This window comes from Psychrobacillus antarcticus (assembly GCF_029533155.1).
GTDB lineage: Bacteria > Bacillota > Bacilli > Bacillales_A > Planococcaceae > Psychrobacillus > Psychrobacillus antarcticus.
This window is the reverse complement of record NZ_JAIZDB010000014.1, coordinates 90586-108595: the sequence shown is the minus strand read 5'-3', so window position 1 is coordinate 108595 and position 18010 is coordinate 90586. Positions and strand designations below refer to the sequence as shown.

The window sequence follows — 18010 nt, the reverse complement described above, 5'->3', positions numbered from 1 at the left end:
AGAGATGAAGTTAAGTATTCTAGATCAATCACCAATTTCTTCCAATCAAACTGCTAAAGAAGCTTTAAATGAATCGCTGAAGTTAGCGCAAGCTGGTGAGTCATTAGGATATACACGCTATTGGGTTACGGAACATCATGATTTACCTGGGTTAGCAAGTTCCGTTCCAGAAGTGATCTTAAGTTATATTGGAGCAAATACAAATAGTATTCGCATCGGTTCGGGAGCAGTTTTGTTGCCTCATTATAAACCATTTAAAGTGGCGGAAATTTATAATACGCTCGCTACTTTATTTCCCAATCGTATTGACGTTGGTTTAGGGCGTGCTCCAGGTGGATCTGCTGAAGTAACCAATGCGCTTTCCGATAACTTTTTGCAAAATGTGTATAAAATGCCTAGCTTAGTAAAAGAATTGCTCCATTTTCTTGATGATGATTTTCCTACTGACCATGAGTACTCTAAGGTTTCGGCTTCCCCAATTCCAGAAGTGTCGCCGGTACCTTGGCTGCTTGGAACTAGTAAAAAAAGCGCTTTGCTTGCTGCGGAAAATGGGATTGCATATACATTCGGTCAATTCATGAGTGACAAGGATGGACCGTCCATTATTCAAGAATATCTAGACGCTTTCACTCCACGAAAACAAGGACAAGTAGCTCAAGTCATGGTAACTGTTTCCGTCATTTGTGCAGAAACAACTGAAAAAGCCAATGAAATATCGCTAAGTGTACTCATCTGGGAGTTACAGAAAGCAAAAGGGGAAGGGCATCGAGGAGTCCCTTCTATTCAAGAGGCTAAGCAATATAAATTGGAAGATCGAGAAAAAGATACATTCGATAATCTGAAAAAGAATATGATTATCGGTAATCCAACAGAAGTAAAACAGAAATTAACCGAGTTACAAACTACTTATAAAGCAGATGAAATCATGCTAAGTACAATCACATATTCTGCTGAGACTCGAAGAAACTCCTATAAACTAATAGCAAATGAATTGTTGCTCCATAATGATTAAACAGCTATGGTGCAGCTACCAAGTAGGATTAAAACAAACTGTTAAATGACTGTACATTATTCTACTTATCATTTCGAAATAAAAAAAGCACTATCTCCGAAGAGATAATGCTTTTTTTCTAAAGAATTCTTTGTTCCTTAAGAACTCCTGAGGGTTTGGCACCCATTAATGTCGACTAACAATGTAATCGAAAGTATGGATGTCAAAACGTATTTGTTGTAAGAAATCTAGTATAGCATGTAGCAGAACTAAAAACAACATTTCTTTTGGAAAATAGTATAAGGATTCTTAAAGTGGTGGTATAATTACACATTGAGATAGATTTGGAATTCATGAATCTAATTGAACGGAAGGTAAACAATGCTTCTTCCTAGACTTAAATAATATCGCTATCGGAGGTGTCAATATGAATAAAAAATGGACTATAGATGAAATAAGAGATTATGTTAGTAAGAACTCAGAGAGTACATTACTTTCAAAAGAATATGTAGGATTCTCACAAAAACTACTATTTAAATGTTCATGTGGAACTAATTTTGAAAAAACGTTAACAAAATTCAAAGGTAGCAATCAGAAAAAATGTTCTAATTGCCAAGAAGCTAGACCATCCCGTTAATATGAAACACATAAAACCAGGCCATAGTATTTAAACTATGGCCTGGTTTTTATTATGTTTACATTATGAAACAGTATCTTGCTCGGCTGCTTGGGTCATCCGCTGTTTCTTTGATTTTTTGAAATATAATAACTCATATATACATGGGATTACTATTAAAGTTAGCAGGGTAGCCATAGCTAATCCGCCAATAACAACGATAGCAAGACTTTGTGATACTAAGCTTCCTGTTTCTGCTTGTTTCAATAATAGGGGAAGCATCGCACAGATGGTTGCAATTGCGGTCATGAAGATCGGTCGCATTCTTGTTGCGGTTGCTTCCACAAGTGCATCTCGTATAATCATTTTTTGCTCGTTTTGTTTCACTCGGTCTAATAGTACAATCGCATTTGTTACGACGACACCAATTAGCATTAATGCACCAAGAAGCGCTGTGATATCCACTGAAATTCGACTAATAAGAATTCCTAGGATCGCTCCAATGGCAGCCAATGGTAGTGAGCAAAGAATTGCAATAGGTGCTTTGATTGACTTGAAAGTGATGACCATAATTAAGAATACAATTCCGATGGAAACAAGCATTATTAAGAATAAATCTGTAAAGTCTTCCGCTTGCTGGCTACTCGAACCACCCACTAAAACCTCTATGTTTTCTGGAATATTCATTCCTTCATTATCCTCTTGATCACCGAATATCTCTACGTTAACCGCACTAGCGATTTCTGAAAGTTTTGCTGGATCAACAGATGCTGTAACTCGAAGATAGGCATCCCCATCTTTATGAACTTGGTTAGTTGATTGCTCTTCGCTTTGCAATGTTGCAATAGAGGAGACTGGGACCATCCCTTCATTGGTCATGACAGGAATATCTACAAGGTCTTCGGGTGTGATGGTATCTAGAAGAGGTTCCAAAAAGACCGTTTTTTGCTTGTCGTTCATACTAATTGTTCCGATTGGTGTTTTGTTTAACAGCACAGCTAACTGCTGTGCAATTTGTTCTGTATTTCCCTTGGAAGGATCCACAATAAGCGAGTGTACAGTTTTCTTTTCATCTTGGTTCGTCGTAACTTTTTCTACGCCATCCAATTTTTGTACTTTTTCCTTAATATCTGTTGCTACAACCTCAAGTACAGCAATATCTTCTCCGACAACGTCAATTGTAATATTTGTACTAGCTCCTCCCATCATAAAGGATGCTGTATTTACCTCAAATCGAGCATCAGCATATTGGTCTTTTTGATGTTCCATTTCTTGTACTATTAAATCGGTATCCTTTTTATCCTCTAGTAAGATGCTGAAAGATGCTTCTGTCGAAGAACCAACCCAACCATACTGAGCTGCTTCAGGAGGGGAACCGACCTGTGCGAACACGTGTTGAACTTCATCTATAGCTAGTATTGATGATTCGAGTTCAATGGTTTTTTCCTTCACTTTTTCAAGGGGTGTATCATTTGGATAGCTCATTGTGACAGTGACATAGTCAGCAGAAGAACTATCAACCGCACCTTTAGGGATGACAAAATAAGCTCCAATAGAACCGACGAATAGAAGGATAGAAACCGAGAATACGAGCCATTTATGGTTTAAGGACCAAGTAACCATTCTAGGGAAACGAACGGCCGGTTTATGCTCTGGAATTTTAGCATTCTTCAATAAAGTCGCACTCATCAGTGGCACAACTGTCAATGCAACGATTAAAGAGGCAAGTAAAGAATAGGTTATCGTTAATGCGAATGGTAAAAGAAATTCCTGAAGTCCTCCATTTAACAAACTCATTGGCAGGAAAACAGCTACTGTTGTTAATGTAGAAGCTGTTATGGCTACTCCAACTTGCTTTGTTGCGTCTATAATCATTTGAATGGAGAACTTCTCCGTTTGCATTTTGCGGAAAATATTTTCAATGACCACAATACTATCGTCCACAAGCCGTCCAACTGCAACAGCGACGCCGCCTAGCGTTAAAATGTTTAACGTTACACCAGACCATGATAACAAAAATAATGTAAAGCAAAGAGATAAAGGAATTGAAATGATCGTTATAAAAGTGGAACGTATATTTCGTAAAAAGAGCATAATAACAATTGTTGCAAATAATGCGCCAAGTAGAACTTCTTTGATCATCGTATGAACGGAAGTTTCCACCAAATCGGCTGAAGAAACATAAATAACCGATTCTTGTTGGTCATATTTTTCATTGATTTCTTTTGTTACTTTTTCAATTTCCTTGCTAATCGTAACTGCATTGGATTGACTATCTTTTGTAATACTTATATCTAAGCTATCCATTCCATTAAACCGACTAATGAAGTTTGAATCCTTCGTTTCTTCAATAGTAGCAATATCTCCTAGTGCTAAATCGGATGTTACTCGTAAGGCTTTTAGTGAATCTAGATTAATATCGCCGATTACTTTAATATTGCTAGTTTTTCCATCAATAATCTTTTCTCCCACTGTTACGGCAGTATTTTGCCCTTGGAGGATACCTATAATTGATTGGAGGGGAATCTCATTTTCTACTAAATATCTTTCATCAATATTAACTGAAATGATGGAATCTGCTATCCCATATACATCTACCTTGGAGACACCTTTTATATCTTGATACATCGATTGTAGTTCGTTACGTGCGAATTCTAAATTTTCCTCTGTTAACCCTTCATCAAAGGTGACAGCAATGTTGACGATCGGAATCATAGAAGTATTAAGTTGTGAAATAATTGGCTTAGATGTATAGATAGGTAAAGAAATACTATTTAATGCATCTTGAACATCTAGCTTTGCTTGCTGCATATCATATCCTGCTTCGAAAAATAGGTCTACTTTTGAAAATCCATCACCCGTCGTTGAATAGACAGACGTTTTGCCATTCAAACCTGTGACAGTTCTTTCAATTGGTAGGGTTACTTCTGATTCCATCGTTTTGGAGTCAATACCCTGACCCATGGAAATAATGGTGACTTGCGGATTGTCCGCAGTCGGTAGAAATTCCATAGGGAGTCTAAAATAGCTTGCAATCCCTATAATTAATATTAAAACAGTTAAAACAGCTACCGCTGCCCTGTTTCCAAAAGCCCATTTTGTGAGTAATGACATTGTAAGTTTCCTCCTAAAATAATTACCTTGGTATAAAAATAGAAAAAATGCTTAAATAAAATGCTGCTAAATAATTATTAAAGCTGGTATTAATTTCTCCTTCCTAAGAATGGTATGGTTACCATTTCATTGTATAAAAGGGAGTAAAGTTCTACATTGTACTTTGGACATAAATTAGTTTAGGGCTTGAGATGTAGGAGGTTCTAAGCACTTTGCTTTTTGCAAGGAACAAAAAGTAGAAGTAGAAGTAGTATGATTGAAGACTTCTAGGCATAGAATAGATTGTGATAGAAACCGATTTACAAGAATATTCTAAAAAAATATTGATTTTTCTGAATATTGGGCTATAATAATAAAAGAAAGCGCTTTATCGTAAGAAAGTCGGGTTTAATCCATATTTTTTTATACTTTACGGAAACCGGTTTCGATAAAATGAAGTGACTATACGACACCGAAGATGCAGATGCTTGATGGAGTAAATAATAGATTGGAGGGCGGTTAGGAGTAATAGGGGTATTATGGTATAAAAACTACTAAACTACTAAACTACTAAATTTCAGGGGGAAATCAAAATGAAATTGAAAAAACTGCTAATCGCTTCATTGTCCATTTTGTTTGTATTTATCGTTGCGGCATGTTCTTCCGATTCGTCGTCAAGTGATTCAACGAAAAGTGATTCAGGTAAAGATGGAGAAAAAGTATCGTTAAACTTTTGGATGTTCGGTGCTACAGGATATGAAGAACTTGCAAAAGAGTATATGAAACTAAATGATAATATTGAAATAAAAATAAAAACATCAGAAACTGCTGATCATCACAACAACTTATTTACTGCACTTTCTGCTGGTAGTGGGGCACCTGATATTGCGGCGCTTGAGCTTGACCAATTGGATCGTTTCCGTGATGCACAAGATCGATTTGTGAATCTATATGATATTGGCGCGAAGGATATCAAAGGAGAATATTTGGATTGGAAATGGGAAATTGCTGAGAACGATGATGGAAAGTTCTTAATGGGTCTTCCAACGGATATTGGTCCAAAGGGGCTTTACTACAGATTAGATGTATTTGAAAAAGCGGGATTACCAACAAAACCTGAAGAAGTTTCTGCTTTAATCGAAACACCAGAGGACTTCAAAAAAGTTGCATTACAAATAAAAGAAAAAACTGGAATACCGATGGTTGCGAGTATGGAAATGATGTACCGTGCTCAATTGGATGCGTTAGAGGAAAGTTATTTTGATAAAGAAGGAAATTTATTAATCGAAGAAAGTGGTAACGGTGTAAAAGAAGCTTATGACTTAGCTATCGATATGAACGAACTTGGTTTAGTAGGGAATTACGCAATGTGGTCTGCTGAATGGGCGAATGGTGTGGATAATGGTGACTTTGCTGTTGAACTAGGAGCTGCTTGGTTCAAAGGATGGATGGAATCAAATGCCCCTGAAGCTGCTGGGAAATTTAGCATAGCTACATTACCGACGGAGTACAGCGGGAACTGGGGTGGTTCTTATATTTCTATCCCTAAAGAAACGAAACATGCAGAAGAAGCATATGAATTTGTAAAATGGTTAGTTTCACCTGAAAATCAATTAAAATCATTTAAGAGCAATGGTCTATTCCCTTCTGCTCCTGCTGTATATGATGAGGCTGAATTTAAAGAAGCGAGCGATGAGTACTTCGGTGGACAGTCTACGCAAACAGTGTTTGCTCAATCTGCACAAAAAATTGGAAAAGTATATAAAGGTAAAGATTATACGAGCGTACATGATGAGATTCTTGCTGCTTTAGTTAACACACAGGCTGGTGCGGATTCAGAGAAAGAGTGGACAGATGCTGTTAAGCGTATTAAAACTAAACTAGATCGCTAAGGGATGAAAGTGATTAACATATTCGGCGGGTAAACTCGCCGAATATACTCTGTATGTAGGCAGGAGGCAAATGTATGGTTTCTTTAGATGAAAAACAGCAAAAGGGACGAAGGAAAGGTTTTTCATCCCAGGAGATGAAGGAAATGCTTTCGGGATATTTATATATATCACCTTTTTTTATCATATTTGCGATTATTGGTTTGTATCCGGCAATATTTAGTTTAATCCTCGCTTTTCAAAAGTGGAATGGTATGGGAGAAATGGAGTTTGTTGGGTTAAGTAATTTCAAAGTAATACTAAGTGATCCGCTATTTTGGAAATCTGTTTATAATACAATCATTCTTGGACTAATGGGTACTGCTCCACAACTTGTCATTGGATTAATACTCGCTTTTTTATTGAATTTGTCTTATTTACGATTTAAAGCATTTTTTCGGGTAACAATTTTCATGCCATATATTACTTCTATGGTAGCTGTTGCATTAGTATTTAGCGTATTTTTTAGTAACAATGAAACGGCGTTAGTAAATTACATTATTGGGTTGTTTGGCTTTGATCCAGTGAGCTGGAAGACCTCTGAATGGGGAGCAAAAATTGCGATCGCTACGATGGTTTTTTGGCGGTGGCTTGGATACAACACCATTATTTATTTAGCGGGGATGCAGAGTATTCCGAAAGAGTTATATGAAGCGTCAAAAATAGATGGTGCAAGTATATTCCAACAACTTCGATATATTACGATTCCTCTACTGAAACCATTTATTTTATTGACTGTCTTTTTCTCGACGGTTGGAGCGATGCAATTATTTACAGAGCCGACAGTATTTTTAGGGAACACCGCATTTTCAAGGGATGAAGCAATGACAGTAGTTATGTATTTATATCGTGATGCGTTTAGGTTATCTTCCTTCGGGACAGCATCCGCAGCTGCTATTGTTCTACTTTTATTCATTGTAGTTGCATCTGCATTTAATATGATGCTTACGAAAAGACTTGGCAATGATAGGAGGGAAACGTAAATGAAAGGTGATGTTGGTACTAAAAAGTGGGGCATTGGGCGTCTAGGGATGTACTTGTTTTTAACAGTAATATCGCTCTTTTCGTTATTCCCTTTTTACTGGATGTTCGTAATGTCCACAAGGCATAGCTCTGCTTATAATTCGATACCTCCAGCGATGGTTCCAGGAGATCAGTTGAAGGAGAACTTCCAAAAAGTATTGGATATGATTCCATTTTTTCAATCAATGCTTAATACATTAATCGTCTGTCTTACAGTAACGATTGTAGTATTACTTATAAGCTCGTTAGCTGGATTTGCATTTTCAAAATTAAAATTTCCAGGAAAGAATATTCTTTTCTTCGCAATATTATTCACTATTATTATTCCGCCACAACTAGGCTTAATACCACAGTATTTGTTAGTTGCAAAAGCTGGGTTATTAGATAATTTGTTTGCAGCGATGGTGTTGTTTTTCCTAAATCCTTTAGGGATATTCTTGATGAGGCAGTATGTGAGTGAATCAGTGCCTGACGAATTGATAGAAGCGGCAAGGCTAGATGGTTGTTCTATTTTCCGGATATATCGAAGCATTGTGCTGCCAATCATTTTACCTGCCTTTGCGACGCTTGGAATTATTGTTTTTACCTCGGTTTGGGGAGAGTTCTTATGGCAATTTACGGTGCTTAGAGATCCTGAATCCTACACAATTCAAGTAGCATTAGCATCACTGAACAATACACATAAAGTAGATTTTGGTATGTTATTATCTGGTGTATTCTGGGCTACGATACCACTGCTTATCGTGTTCTTATTGTTCAATAAATTGTTCATATCAAGTATTGCCGAGGGATCGGTAAAATAATAGCAAAAAACATATGGGATATGAGGGAAGTAAAATGACTTTAACTATAGGTGATATAGCAGAAATGTCCGGTGTCTCGAGAAGTTCAGTTTCTAAAGTCATCAATAACTATGCTGGCGTGAGTGAACAGACAAAGCGTAAAGTATTAGCAATTATTGATAAAACTGGTTATCAACCAACCTTTTCTGCTCGGTCACTTGCGACGAAGAAATCCAGTTTAATAGGACTCATTTATGCCGGTAAAATAAATGTAGAGTTTAACCATCCGTTTTTCAATGAAGTAATCTCATCTTTTCAAAAAACATTGGGTGCAATGGGGTATGATATTATCATTTTCTCCAATGAGATGTTTGATAAAGAAAATGTAGATTACCTTGCAAGATCGAGGCATTTCCGTTTAGATGGGTGCCTAATAATTGCTGGAGAAGAAGTGGAGGAAGCTGTGTCGGAGTTGGATAAGAGTGACGTCCCATGTCTGGGAATTGACATTGAACTGACTGGACAGAATTCTAGCTACGTTATGACGGATAATTATAAAGTATCGCAGCTTGCGGTGGAATACTTGTATTTAAACTCTATTAGAGATGTAGGGTATATTGCTGGGAAAGAAAGTTCTGAAATATCGAACCAACGATTAGAGGGATTTCTACAGACAATGAGTCAATTCGGTATGAGCCCGCAACCAAGCTGGATTAAACATGGGAACTTTTTTGAGTCGAGTGGCTACGAAGCAATGGAAGAAATTCTTCAAAGTGAATCCTTGCCAAAAGCAATTATCGCTGCTTCCGACATGATGGCATTAGGTGCTATGAGGGCTATAAAAGATTATGGGCTTCGAATTCCTCAAGATATTCAAGTAATAGGTTGTGATGATGTAGAAGCTTGTCGTTATATGGAGCCTGCTCTTACAACTATTAAGCAGGATAAGCAGAAAATAGGTAGATTGGCTGCTATAAAGTTAAATGATTTGATAAATGGAGTAACTGGTTTAAGACCGTCACTCGTAGATCCAGAGTTGGTAGTGAGGAGTTCTTCTGGTGTTGTTGAGGAAACGACGAAGAAACGATAAAGGAAGGGTGTCACAAAATGGCAATTATTCAGTTTCCAAAGGATTTTAGATGGGGAGCAGCAACAGCTTCCTATCAAATTGAAGGTGCAACAAACGAAGATGGTAGAGGGCTCTCTATATGGGATACCTTTTCAAAGACTCCAGGTAAAGTACATAATGGAGACACTGGTGATGTAGCATGCGATAGCTACCACCGGTATGAAGAAGATGTAGATCTAATACATGATTTAGGTGCGGATGTCTATCGATTTTCAGTTGCCTGGCCGAGGATTTTCCCAAATGGTACTGGAGAAGTGAATCAAAAAGGGGTCGACTATTATCACAAATTGGTCGACTATATGTTAGAAAAAGGTATCGAACCAATGTGTACACTGTATCATTGGGATCTCCCACAGGCGTTACAGGACAAGGGTGGATGGGATAACCGGGATACAATTGAAGCTTTCGTTCAATATGCAGACTTTATGTTTAAGGAATTTCATGGCAAGATTAAAAAATGGATAACAGTTAATGAGCCTTGGTGCTCATCATTCCTGTCAAATTATATTGGAGTACATGCACCTGGTAATCAGAACCTCCAACTAGCGATGGATATAGCGCATCATTTATTGGTTGCACATGGTCGTGCCGTGAAAAGTTTTAGAGAAAGTAAGATAGAGGGTGAAATCGGTTACGCTCCTAATGTTACTTGGTTTGAACCATACAGTACGAAAGAACAGGATATTGAAGCTTGCAATCGAGGGAACGCTTGGAATTTAGAGTGGTTTTTTGATCCAGTTTTTAAAGGTACCTATCCTGACTTTATGTTGGAGTGGTTTAAAGAAAAAGGAGCTGTCCCGACAGTTTTAGATGGTGATTTGGAAATAATTTCGCAACCTATCGATTTTTTAGGGATAAATTATTACACAGGCAATGTAGGGCGCTATAAAGAAAATGAAGGATTATTCGACTTAGAAAATATAGATATTGGCTATGACAAAACAGCTATAGACTGGTTTATCTATCCGGAGGGTTTTTATAAAGTTTTAGTCACAATTAAAGATCTTTACAGCAGTGTGCCGATCTATATTACTGAAAATGGTGCTTGCTATAACGAGGAACCAGTAAACGGTGTTGTCTCTGATCAAAAACGAATTGATTACTTAAGGACTCATTTGACTGCCTTGAAGCGAAGTATGGATTCTGGTGTTAATGTAAAAGGCTTCTTATACTGGTCGCTTATGGATAACTTTGAATGGGCTTTAGGGTATAGTATGCGTTTTGGCATTGTACATGTAAATTATGAGACATTAGAAAGAACAAAAAAGGATAGTTATCATTGGTTTAGTGAAACAATCAAAAAAGGTGAATTTATAGTATAATCTCTTAATATAGAGGTGAGCACTAAGTAACTTAGTGCTTGCTTCTTTTTTGTATTGTGCACCATCTATGATTCCTTAACCAATATGTGATAATATGGAGGATTGAAGGATTTTAAAAAGTTATATCGAATGTTATCGAGACAGTATTATTAGGAGGATTTAGCCAATGGACTTCATTACTACATTATTTAATTCACATTATGACTTATACATTCGGTTAGTTGTGGCTACTATAATAGGTTTTTTTATAGGTCTAGAACGAGCGCTAAAAAATAAACCAGCTGGAATAAGAACACATATTTTGGTGTGTTTAGGGTCCACATTAGCTATGGCATTATCTTCTCTAAACCAGGGTGCATACATGGATCCAATGCGTTTAGCAGCGCAAGTAATCAGTGGTATTGGATTTCTTGGGGCGGGTGTTATCTGGGTAGACAAGGATAACGTAAAACGAGGACTTACAACGGCAGCAAACCTTTGGATCACTGCTTGTGTAGGGTTAACAATTGGTTATGGAGCGTATGATTTAGCAATCATAACAGTCGTATTAATGTTCATCGCGATGAACCTACCGAAATTAGTAGTCAAAATTGGTATACTCCCTGCTCGAGGTAAAGAAGAAGAGGATAGCGATGGGGAATGGGATTAAAATAAGTATATGATAGATAAACTGTCATCACTGATAAAACAGTGGTGGCAGTTTTTTTATTTGTAAAAATATTTTAATGAGGTTTAGTAAGGGTTTTAAAGGTTTTTAAAGAGAAAGTTAAAAATATTCAGAAAATTGTGTTGACTTTTCTATAAAAGTGAATAGAATAAAAATATAAAAGATGTTAGGTTTTCTCACATTTAAAATTGAGAGAACGTAACAATTAATAAAAGGGGAGAGATGACAATGGAAGATGTAATGTATTTGATGAACAGCTTGTGGACGATGGTAGCTGCAATTTTAGTCATATTTATGATTGGTGGATTTATATTACTAGAAGCTGGATCGACAAGAATGAAAAATGCTGGTCATGTCGCAGGTAAAACAATATTCACATTTGGATTAGCGTCCATGGTGTTCTGGGCAGTAGGTTATGGGTTTATCTTCGGGGGAGATGCAAATTTCTTTGTAGGAATGACAGACTTCTTCTATAGTGGTGAAATATTAGAGGGAGCTGGTCTTGCAACAACCGTATTCTTTGTTTTTCAATTAGCATTTGCTGGTATCGCAGTAACGATTGCGTTAGGTGGATTTGCAGAACGTGCTAAATTATCCACATATGTAATATTCACTATTCTTTTTGGAATAATTGTTTACCCTGTAATTGCACACTGGGTGTGGGGTGGAGGTTGGTTAGCCGAACATGGCAAGCAGGATTTTGCAGGCTCAACTGTAGTTCATTTAACTGGTGCGATGGCTGCCTTAGCTGCAACAATGATTCTTAAACCAAGAATTGGGAAGTTCAATAAAGATGGATCAGCAAATAATCTTGCAGGACATAACCAAGTATATACAGCTTTAGGCGTACTCATCCTCTGGGTTGGCTGGTTCGGATTTAATGCAGGTAGTACTATATCTGTAGATGCTGCATTCTTTGGATATGTTGCATTAAATACAACACTTGCTGCTGGAGCGGGAGCGGTTGCAGCAACACTAATATCATGGGTAGTATTAGGTAAATCAGATATTCCTACGATTTTAAATGGAGCCTTAGCTGGATTAGTCGCTATTACTGCTTCTTGTGCATTCGTGGATGTTTGGGCTTCTGTTGTCATTGGTTTACTAGCGGGAGTGTTAGTATTCTATAGCGCAAGATTTTTTGAAAAGAGAAAAGTGGATGATCCGATTTATGCTTTATCAGTCCATGGAGCAGCTGGGGTATGGGGGACATTATCTACTGGATTCTTTGCAACACCGGAGCTTGCATCCGTTGGTAAAGCGGGATTATTCTACGGTGGAGGATTTGATCAATTAGGAGTTCAGCTAATGGGTGTTGTGTCTTGTGGTTTATTTGCATTCATCGTTTCCTATGCTATTCTCTTTATCATGAAAAAAGTAATGGGTGGTATTAGGGTAACGGAGGAAGAGGAACTAATGGGCCTTGATATGAGCGAACATGGCAACTATGGTTATCCAGAACAAATGATTTTAGAAGAATCTAAATCACTTAATTAATTATGAAAGCCTCTTTAATTTAGAGGCTCTTTATATAAAAGGGCGTGTACTTGTGGAAACGTATAAATCTATTCGAGAGTGGAAGGAATTAAATATGACAAACTTCCAAGATGACATCGTTTCGCTTAATGATTTTCATGATCAGGTGATGCTAAAAGTATTGAAAGTAGCATCTAAGAAAATGGGAACTGGTCCAGCTCCATGTGAATTTTCTTGGTTTATAACAGGCAGTGGAGGCCGATTAGAACAAGGGTTAATTAGTGATCAGGATCATGGAATTGCTTATGAAATAGCTAATGCTGAAAATGATATGTATTTTCAGATGCTTGGAACGGAAATTTCTAAAGGCTTATATGAAGTAGGATATCCGTATTGTGAAGGTAAGGTGATGAGTTCTAATCCTGAGTGGTGTAAATCTTATGATGGTTGGAAAATTCAACTCCACGATTGGGCGACTGATGAAAGCTGGGAGTCCATTCGTTTTCTTCACATTTTTTATGATGCACGGGTGTTTCATGGAAACTGGCAAATTATTCATCAGTTGAAGTCATTCATTCATGCATACCAATTACAACATCCAATTTTACTAAGCCGGTTCACTACTAATATAGAACATATTAAAAATGTCATAGGTCCTGTTGGCCAACTATTAGTAGAAAGGCATGGATTATATCAAGGGTGCGTGAACTTAAAATACGCTGGATTCCTACCATATGTAAATGCCATTCGACTACTTTCAATCAGAGAGGGGATAATGGAAACTTCCACTTTAGCTCGAATGAATAAACTAATTCAAATGAAGGAATATGCAGGCTTACTGAAAAATAGCGAAAGAAATTTTTCGGATTTATTATCATATCGATTGTCATTATCGCAGGTTGAAAGCTATTCAGATACACACTATCTGCAGGTTGAAAAACGAACCAAGGTGGAACTGAAAGATATAAAACGTATTCTTAAAGGAGGAAGTAAATTACATCGTGAAATAATTGCCTTAATGAAAAAGGGTGTTCACCATGGCATTTGAACCGTTCATGCAAATACTAAGAGGTATTCAAGGTAAACGTACGAATGTTGGCATAGGTGATGTTCAAAGTACCCAACAAATGGCTTTTTTAAGAAACCTCCAAAAAGAAATGAAAAAAGAGGATACACTAAAGATCCCCTTGGATGAGCTAGACGTAGTAGTATTGGATATTGAAACGACAGGATTTAGTCCAGTGCAAGGCCATGACATTATATCCATTGGTGCTATAAAAATGGTCGGTTCAACCATTCAAGAAGACGAGATTTTCTACTCTCTAATATATTCCGAAAAAGAAATACCTTCAAATATCGTGGCACTAACAGGTATTACAAATGAACAATTGAAGGAAGCAAGATTAGTTGGGGATGTAATAATGGAATTTCTTCAATTTGCAAAAGACAGCACACTTGTGGCGCATCACGCAAATCACGAAAGAAGTTTTATGCAATATGCTAGTACAAAGATTTTTCGTACACTATTTAAGCATCGAATTGTGGATACATCTTTTTTATACAAAATTGCGGAGCCCAATATACAACTCAGTTCGTTAGAAGATCTATGCGAGCATAACGGCGTTCCAATTGTGGGACGCCATCACGCATTAGAAGACGCTAAAATGACCGCAAAACTTTGGAGCATCTATGTGGAGAAAGTAAAAAGGCACGGCTGTGAAACGTTAGAAGATGTATACAATCAGTTTGCAAGAATCTAAAAGCACTACAGGAGAAAATTAACCTGTAGTGCTTTTTGTTATGAAATTTACAATAGATACAAAAAAAAATTACTAAGGCATGAATAGAATGTCCCCCATCATAAGGTATATAAACTCATAAACTCATAAGCTAATAAGGATGGGAAATAATTTAATAGTTATATAAGAATAGGTCTTTTTTATAGGAGCATTGAATATTCTTTTATGTATGGAATTGTTTTCTAATATTTTATGTTAAGGAGAACAAAGCGTGGAAAAATTAGACCAACCGACTTATGAACAGGCTCCAACGTATTTCTATCGTAGTTTTGTTAAACGAACAGTAGATATATTAGGGAGCAGCTTATTACTTATTTTGTTATTTCCTACAATTATACTGTTTTCAGTTATTTTATTGATTTTCTCAGGACGTCCCCTTTTTTACAATCAACTAAGGGCGGGCTTGCATGAACAACCATTTATTATTTGGAAGTTTCGAACCATGCAAGCGGAGGATATTGAATCTAGCTCACACAAATATGAATGGAAAGACGAGGTGCCACAAGATTTTGAATTTACAACACCACAAACCCTAACCATCACGAAACTAGGGAAAATATATAGGAAATATAGTATAGATGAAATTCCCCAGCTTTGGAATGTTTTAAAGGGGGACATGAGTATAGTAGGACCAAGACCTGAAATGATTGAAATTACTAATTATTATTCCGCTACTCAAAAAAAACGATTACAAGTAAAACCAGGAATTACAGGATATGCACAAGTAAATGGCCGTTCTGCAATAACACACGGAGAAAAAATTGCTTATGATTTGTATTATATCAACCATTGCTCTTTTTTATTAGACGTGAAAATCATCCTTCATACAGTATATATAGTGATTATTGGAAAAGGTGCTTGGTAAGGAATAACTTAATTTAGAAAGGGAGAGGGGTTTGCTAGTAGACATTCATAATCACATTTTACCAGGTTTAGATGATGGTCCTGAGTCTATAGAGGAAGACTCCACTAATGCATTTGCTAGCTTGCAGCCCCTCTTAAATTAATCAAAACGTAAAGAAGAGATGGTAAGGATATGTACGAATTTATGATATAAACGATTTAAATCTAATTCTGATTGGAATTTTTGAGGAAGGGGTTTACTAAATATGAACATGTTGAAGCTAACATGAATTATAGTATCAATCTTAAGCAAATACTTGCAGTGATAAGAAATTATTGGATTCGGATACTAGTCTTTATCTTGTTCATAACTTGCCTTGGGGGAGCCATTGGACTAACCATTCCAAAAGTATACGAAGCAGAAATGGATATCCTTGTAAATTATTCAACGACTCCAGAAACAGGCGTCTCCATCAATGAAATCGATATGAATTTACGATTAATTGAAACATATAAATATTTATTAACTACAAATCAAGTATTAGAAAAAGTAAGTGATTCCTTGGATAGCAAAGTAAGTATAGGTGAGTTAAGAAATAAAATAACAATAATATCGAATAACCAGTCACAAATAATGACGATTCAAGTACAGGATGGAACAGCGAAGAGTGCAGTTAATTTAGTAAATACTGTAGCAAATGTATTTCAAGAAGAGATTAAAAATTTGATGAAGATGGATAATTTGAATATCCTCGGAGAAGCAACTATTAAAAATAATACAAGAGTAGTTAATCCACATTCTGCATTTTATTTCGTTATTTCATTTTTCCTAGGAATATTTATCTGTTTCGTTTTCTTAATAATAAAAGAAACATATTTTACTATTTTAAATCTTGAGGAATTAACAGAAAAGCATCTTAGTTTACCTAGCATGGGCTCAATTCCTGTTATAAAAGACCATTTGGAAAGATTTGAACATTCGATTGAGTCCTTTCGAAACATACGGGCAAATATACAATTCCAATTAAATGAAAAAAAAATAAAATCTTTTGTAATTACAAGCTCACTTGCAGCGGAGGGAAAATCATTTATCAGTACAAGCTTGGCAAAAACGTTTGCGATGGATAACAAAAAAGTTGTCTATATTGATGCTGATTTACGTCGACCTGTAGGTAGAAAAATATTTAATATGAAAAAACAAGCAGGGATAACTTCCTATGTTGCTGGGCAGGCAAAGCTTGCAGATATTATTCAACTTACAGAATTTGAAAACCTGTCATTCATAGGGGCAGGTCCTTATCCTCCAAATCCAGCTGAGATTATTTCATCCATTGAGATGAAAACATTGTTCAACCAGTTAGAGAAGCAATTTGATGTAATTATTATTGATAGTCCACCATTAATAGTTGCTGATGTGCTTAGTTTAGTAGATATAGCGGATGGTTGTCTGCTTGTTATCAATGGTAGTAAAACAAAAAAGGATACTGCAAAGAAAAGCTTGGAGAAGCTTCATAAAGTGCAAGCTAATGTATTAGGAACAATTCTAAATAGAAATAAATATCAACAGGATCGTCCAACTGAATATTACTAAAGGAGCGGAGACAATTTGATAGTAGATATTCATAATCATATTTTACCAGGGCTAGATGACGGTGCTTCAACAGTAGGGCAATCATTGTTGCTTATAGCTAATGCAGGAGCTAACGGAATAAAACATATTATTGCAACTCCGCACCAAAACGAAACATATAAAAACAAATCATCGGTTGTATACACTAAGGTATGTGAAATGAATGCACTATTACAAGAAAAAAATATTCCAGTTACCTTATATGCTGGCATGGAAATATTATTGAATGAAAGTATACTAGATAATACATTATTAACCTTGGCAAATAGTGGGAAATATCTACTAATTGAATTACCTAATAATCACTTTCCTCCTTATCTATTCGATGTATTATATAAACTTCAATTAAAGGGTTTAATACCGATCATTGCTCATCCAGAAAAGAACCTATTTCTCATGAAGAACAAAGGTAAATTATTAGAAATTGTAGCAAGAGGTGCACTATTACAAATTACTGCTGGAAGTGTACTTGGAAAGAATGGAACGAAAGTTAAAGCATTTTCTAAACAGCTACTAAAAGAACAACTTGTTCACTTTATTGCATCAGATGCGCATAGTATAAGGCACCGACCATTTCTATTGACCAAAGCATATGAGTATATTGAAAGTAAGTATGGTACTGACTTAGTAGAATATTTCAAAGGAAATTCAGAGCATGTATTAAAAGGCAGTGAGTTTAACGTACTGGATACAAAGAGATAATTAGAAAAT

The 18010-nt window shown here is 36.3% G+C and carries 16 protein-coding genes; 15 read left to right on the top strand and 1 reads right to left on the bottom strand.

The window, feature by feature from the left end:
* The first annotated feature begins 4 nt into the window (after window positions 1–4).
* Window positions 5–1012, top strand: a complete 1008-nt coding sequence (locus tag LDK52_RS09250; RefSeq protein WP_277585670.1) for an LLM class flavin-dependent oxidoreductase — start codon at window positions 5–7, stop codon at window positions 1010–1012.
* Window positions 1013–1418: 406 nt separating this feature from the next.
* Entirely contained in the window at window positions 1419–1628 is a 210-nt protein-coding gene (locus tag LDK52_RS09245; RefSeq protein ID WP_277585669.1) for a hypothetical protein, read from the top strand.
* A gap of 63 nt (window positions 1629–1691) precedes the next feature.
* Here the strand turns inward: LDK52_RS09245 and LDK52_RS09240 are convergent, their stop codons facing one another.
* On the bottom strand, window positions 1692–4721 hold the full coding sequence (locus LDK52_RS09240) for an efflux RND transporter permease subunit (RefSeq protein WP_277585668.1): 3030 nt from the start codon (window positions 4719–4721) through the stop codon (window positions 1692–1694).
* 572 nt (window positions 4722–5293) lie between these two features.
* Between LDK52_RS09240 and LDK52_RS09235 the strand changes: the two genes are divergently transcribed.
* The 13 genes from LDK52_RS09235 (at window position 5294) to LDK52_RS09180 (ending at window position 18001) form a co-directional block, all read left to right on the top strand.
* Complete coding sequence (locus LDK52_RS09235) at window positions 5294–6592, top strand: ABC transporter substrate-binding protein (protein ID WP_277585667.1); 1299 nt, start codon at window positions 5294–5296, stop codon at window positions 6590–6592.
* Window positions 6593–6666: 74 nt separating this feature from the next.
* Complete coding sequence (locus tag LDK52_RS09230) at window positions 6667–7611, top strand: carbohydrate ABC transporter permease (RefSeq protein WP_277585666.1); 945 nt, start codon at window positions 6667–6669, stop codon at window positions 7609–7611.
* Complete coding sequence (locus LDK52_RS09225; protein WP_277585665.1) at window positions 7612–8454, top strand: carbohydrate ABC transporter permease; 843 nt, start codon at window positions 7612–7614, stop codon at window positions 8452–8454.
* A 34-nt stretch (window positions 8455–8488) separates the two neighbouring features.
* On the top strand, window positions 8489–9523 hold the full coding sequence (locus LDK52_RS09220) for a LacI family DNA-binding transcriptional regulator (RefSeq protein WP_277585664.1): 1035 nt from the start codon (window positions 8489–8491) through the stop codon (window positions 9521–9523).
* A 17-nt stretch (window positions 9524–9540) separates the two neighbouring features.
* Complete coding sequence (locus LDK52_RS09215; RefSeq protein ID WP_277585663.1) at window positions 9541–10884, top strand: GH1 family beta-glucosidase; 1344 nt, start codon at window positions 9541–9543, stop codon at window positions 10882–10884.
* Window positions 10885–11050: 166 nt separating this feature from the next.
* Window positions 11051–11533 carry an MgtC/SapB family protein gene (locus tag LDK52_RS09210; RefSeq protein ID WP_277585662.1) on the top strand — a complete coding sequence of 161 codons (483 nt, stop codon included), beginning with the start codon at window positions 11051–11053 and terminating at the stop codon, window positions 11531–11533.
* Between the two features lie 246 nt (window positions 11534–11779).
* Window positions 11780–13048: an ammonium transporter gene (locus tag LDK52_RS09205; RefSeq protein ID WP_277585661.1), complete on the top strand. Its 1269-nt coding sequence runs from the start codon at window positions 11780–11782 to the stop codon at window positions 13046–13048.
* 52 nt (window positions 13049–13100) lie between these two features.
* On the top strand, window positions 13101–14075 hold the full coding sequence (locus LDK52_RS09200) for a DUF294 nucleotidyltransferase-like domain-containing protein (protein WP_277585660.1): 975 nt from the start codon (window positions 13101–13103) through the stop codon (window positions 14073–14075).
* Window positions 14065–14787: an exonuclease domain-containing protein gene (locus LDK52_RS09195; RefSeq protein ID WP_277585659.1), complete on the top strand. Its 723-nt coding sequence runs from the start codon at window positions 14065–14067 to the stop codon at window positions 14785–14787. Before LDK52_RS09200 ends, LDK52_RS09195 begins: the two co-directional genes overlap by 11 nt.
* Window positions 14788–15037: 250 nt before the next feature.
* Window positions 15038–15691, top strand: coding sequence for a sugar transferase (locus tag LDK52_RS09190; RefSeq protein ID WP_277585658.1), 654 nt, complete (start codon window positions 15038–15040; stop codon window positions 15689–15691).
* A 31-nt stretch (window positions 15692–15722) separates the two neighbouring features.
* A complete protein-coding gene (locus tag LDK52_RS20025) occupies window positions 15723–15833 on the top strand; it encodes a CpsB/CapC family capsule biosynthesis tyrosine phosphatase (RefSeq protein WP_320415356.1) in 111 nt (36 codons plus the stop codon).
* 122 nt (window positions 15834–15955) lie between these two features.
* A complete protein-coding gene (locus tag LDK52_RS09185; protein WP_277585657.1) occupies window positions 15956–17260 on the top strand; it encodes a tyrosine-protein kinase domain-containing protein in 1305 nt (434 codons plus the stop codon).
* Between the two features lie 15 nt (window positions 17261–17275).
* A complete protein-coding gene (locus tag LDK52_RS09180) occupies window positions 17276–18001 on the top strand; it encodes a tyrosine-protein phosphatase (protein ID WP_277585656.1) in 726 nt (241 codons plus the stop codon).
* Window positions 18002–18010: the final 9 nt, after the last annotated feature.

Bases quoted from the DNA above. Each gene is read 5' to 3' on its own strand.
- LDK52_RS09240 (WP_277585668.1), bottom strand. From the start codon at position 4,721: ATGTCATTACTCACAAAATGGGCTTTTGGAAACAGGGCAGCGGTAGCT.
- LDK52_RS09205 (WP_277585661.1), top strand. From the start codon at position 11,780: ATGGAAGATGTAATGTATTTGATGAACAGCTTGTGGACGATGGTAGCT.
- LDK52_RS09220 (WP_277585664.1), top strand. From the start codon at position 8,489: ATGACTTTAACTATAGGTGATATAGCAGAAATGTCCGGTGTCTCGAGA.
- LDK52_RS09215 (WP_277585663.1), top strand. From the start codon at position 9,541: ATGGCAATTATTCAGTTTCCAAAGGATTTTAGATGGGGAGCAGCAACA.
- LDK52_RS09185 (WP_277585657.1), top strand. From the start codon at position 15,956: ATGAATTATAGTATCAATCTTAAGCAAATACTTGCAGTGATAAGAAAT.
- LDK52_RS09195 (WP_277585659.1), top strand. From the start codon at position 14,065: ATGGCATTTGAACCGTTCATGCAAATACTAAGAGGTATTCAAGGTAAA.
- LDK52_RS09245 (WP_277585669.1), top strand. From the start codon at position 1,419: ATGAATAAAAAATGGACTATAGATGAAATAAGAGATTATGTTAGTAAG.
- LDK52_RS09225 (WP_277585665.1), top strand. From the start codon at position 7,612: ATGAAAGGTGATGTTGGTACTAAAAAGTGGGGCATTGGGCGTCTAGGG.
- LDK52_RS09210 (WP_277585662.1), top strand. From the start codon at position 11,051: ATGGACTTCATTACTACATTATTTAATTCACATTATGACTTATACATT.
- LDK52_RS09250 (WP_277585670.1), top strand. From the start codon at position 5: ATGAAGTTAAGTATTCTAGATCAATCACCAATTTCTTCCAATCAAACT.
- LDK52_RS09230 (WP_277585666.1), top strand. From the start codon at position 6,667: ATGGTTTCTTTAGATGAAAAACAGCAAAAGGGACGAAGGAAAGGTTTT.
- LDK52_RS09235 (WP_277585667.1), top strand. From the start codon at position 5,294: ATGAAATTGAAAAAACTGCTAATCGCTTCATTGTCCATTTTGTTTGTA.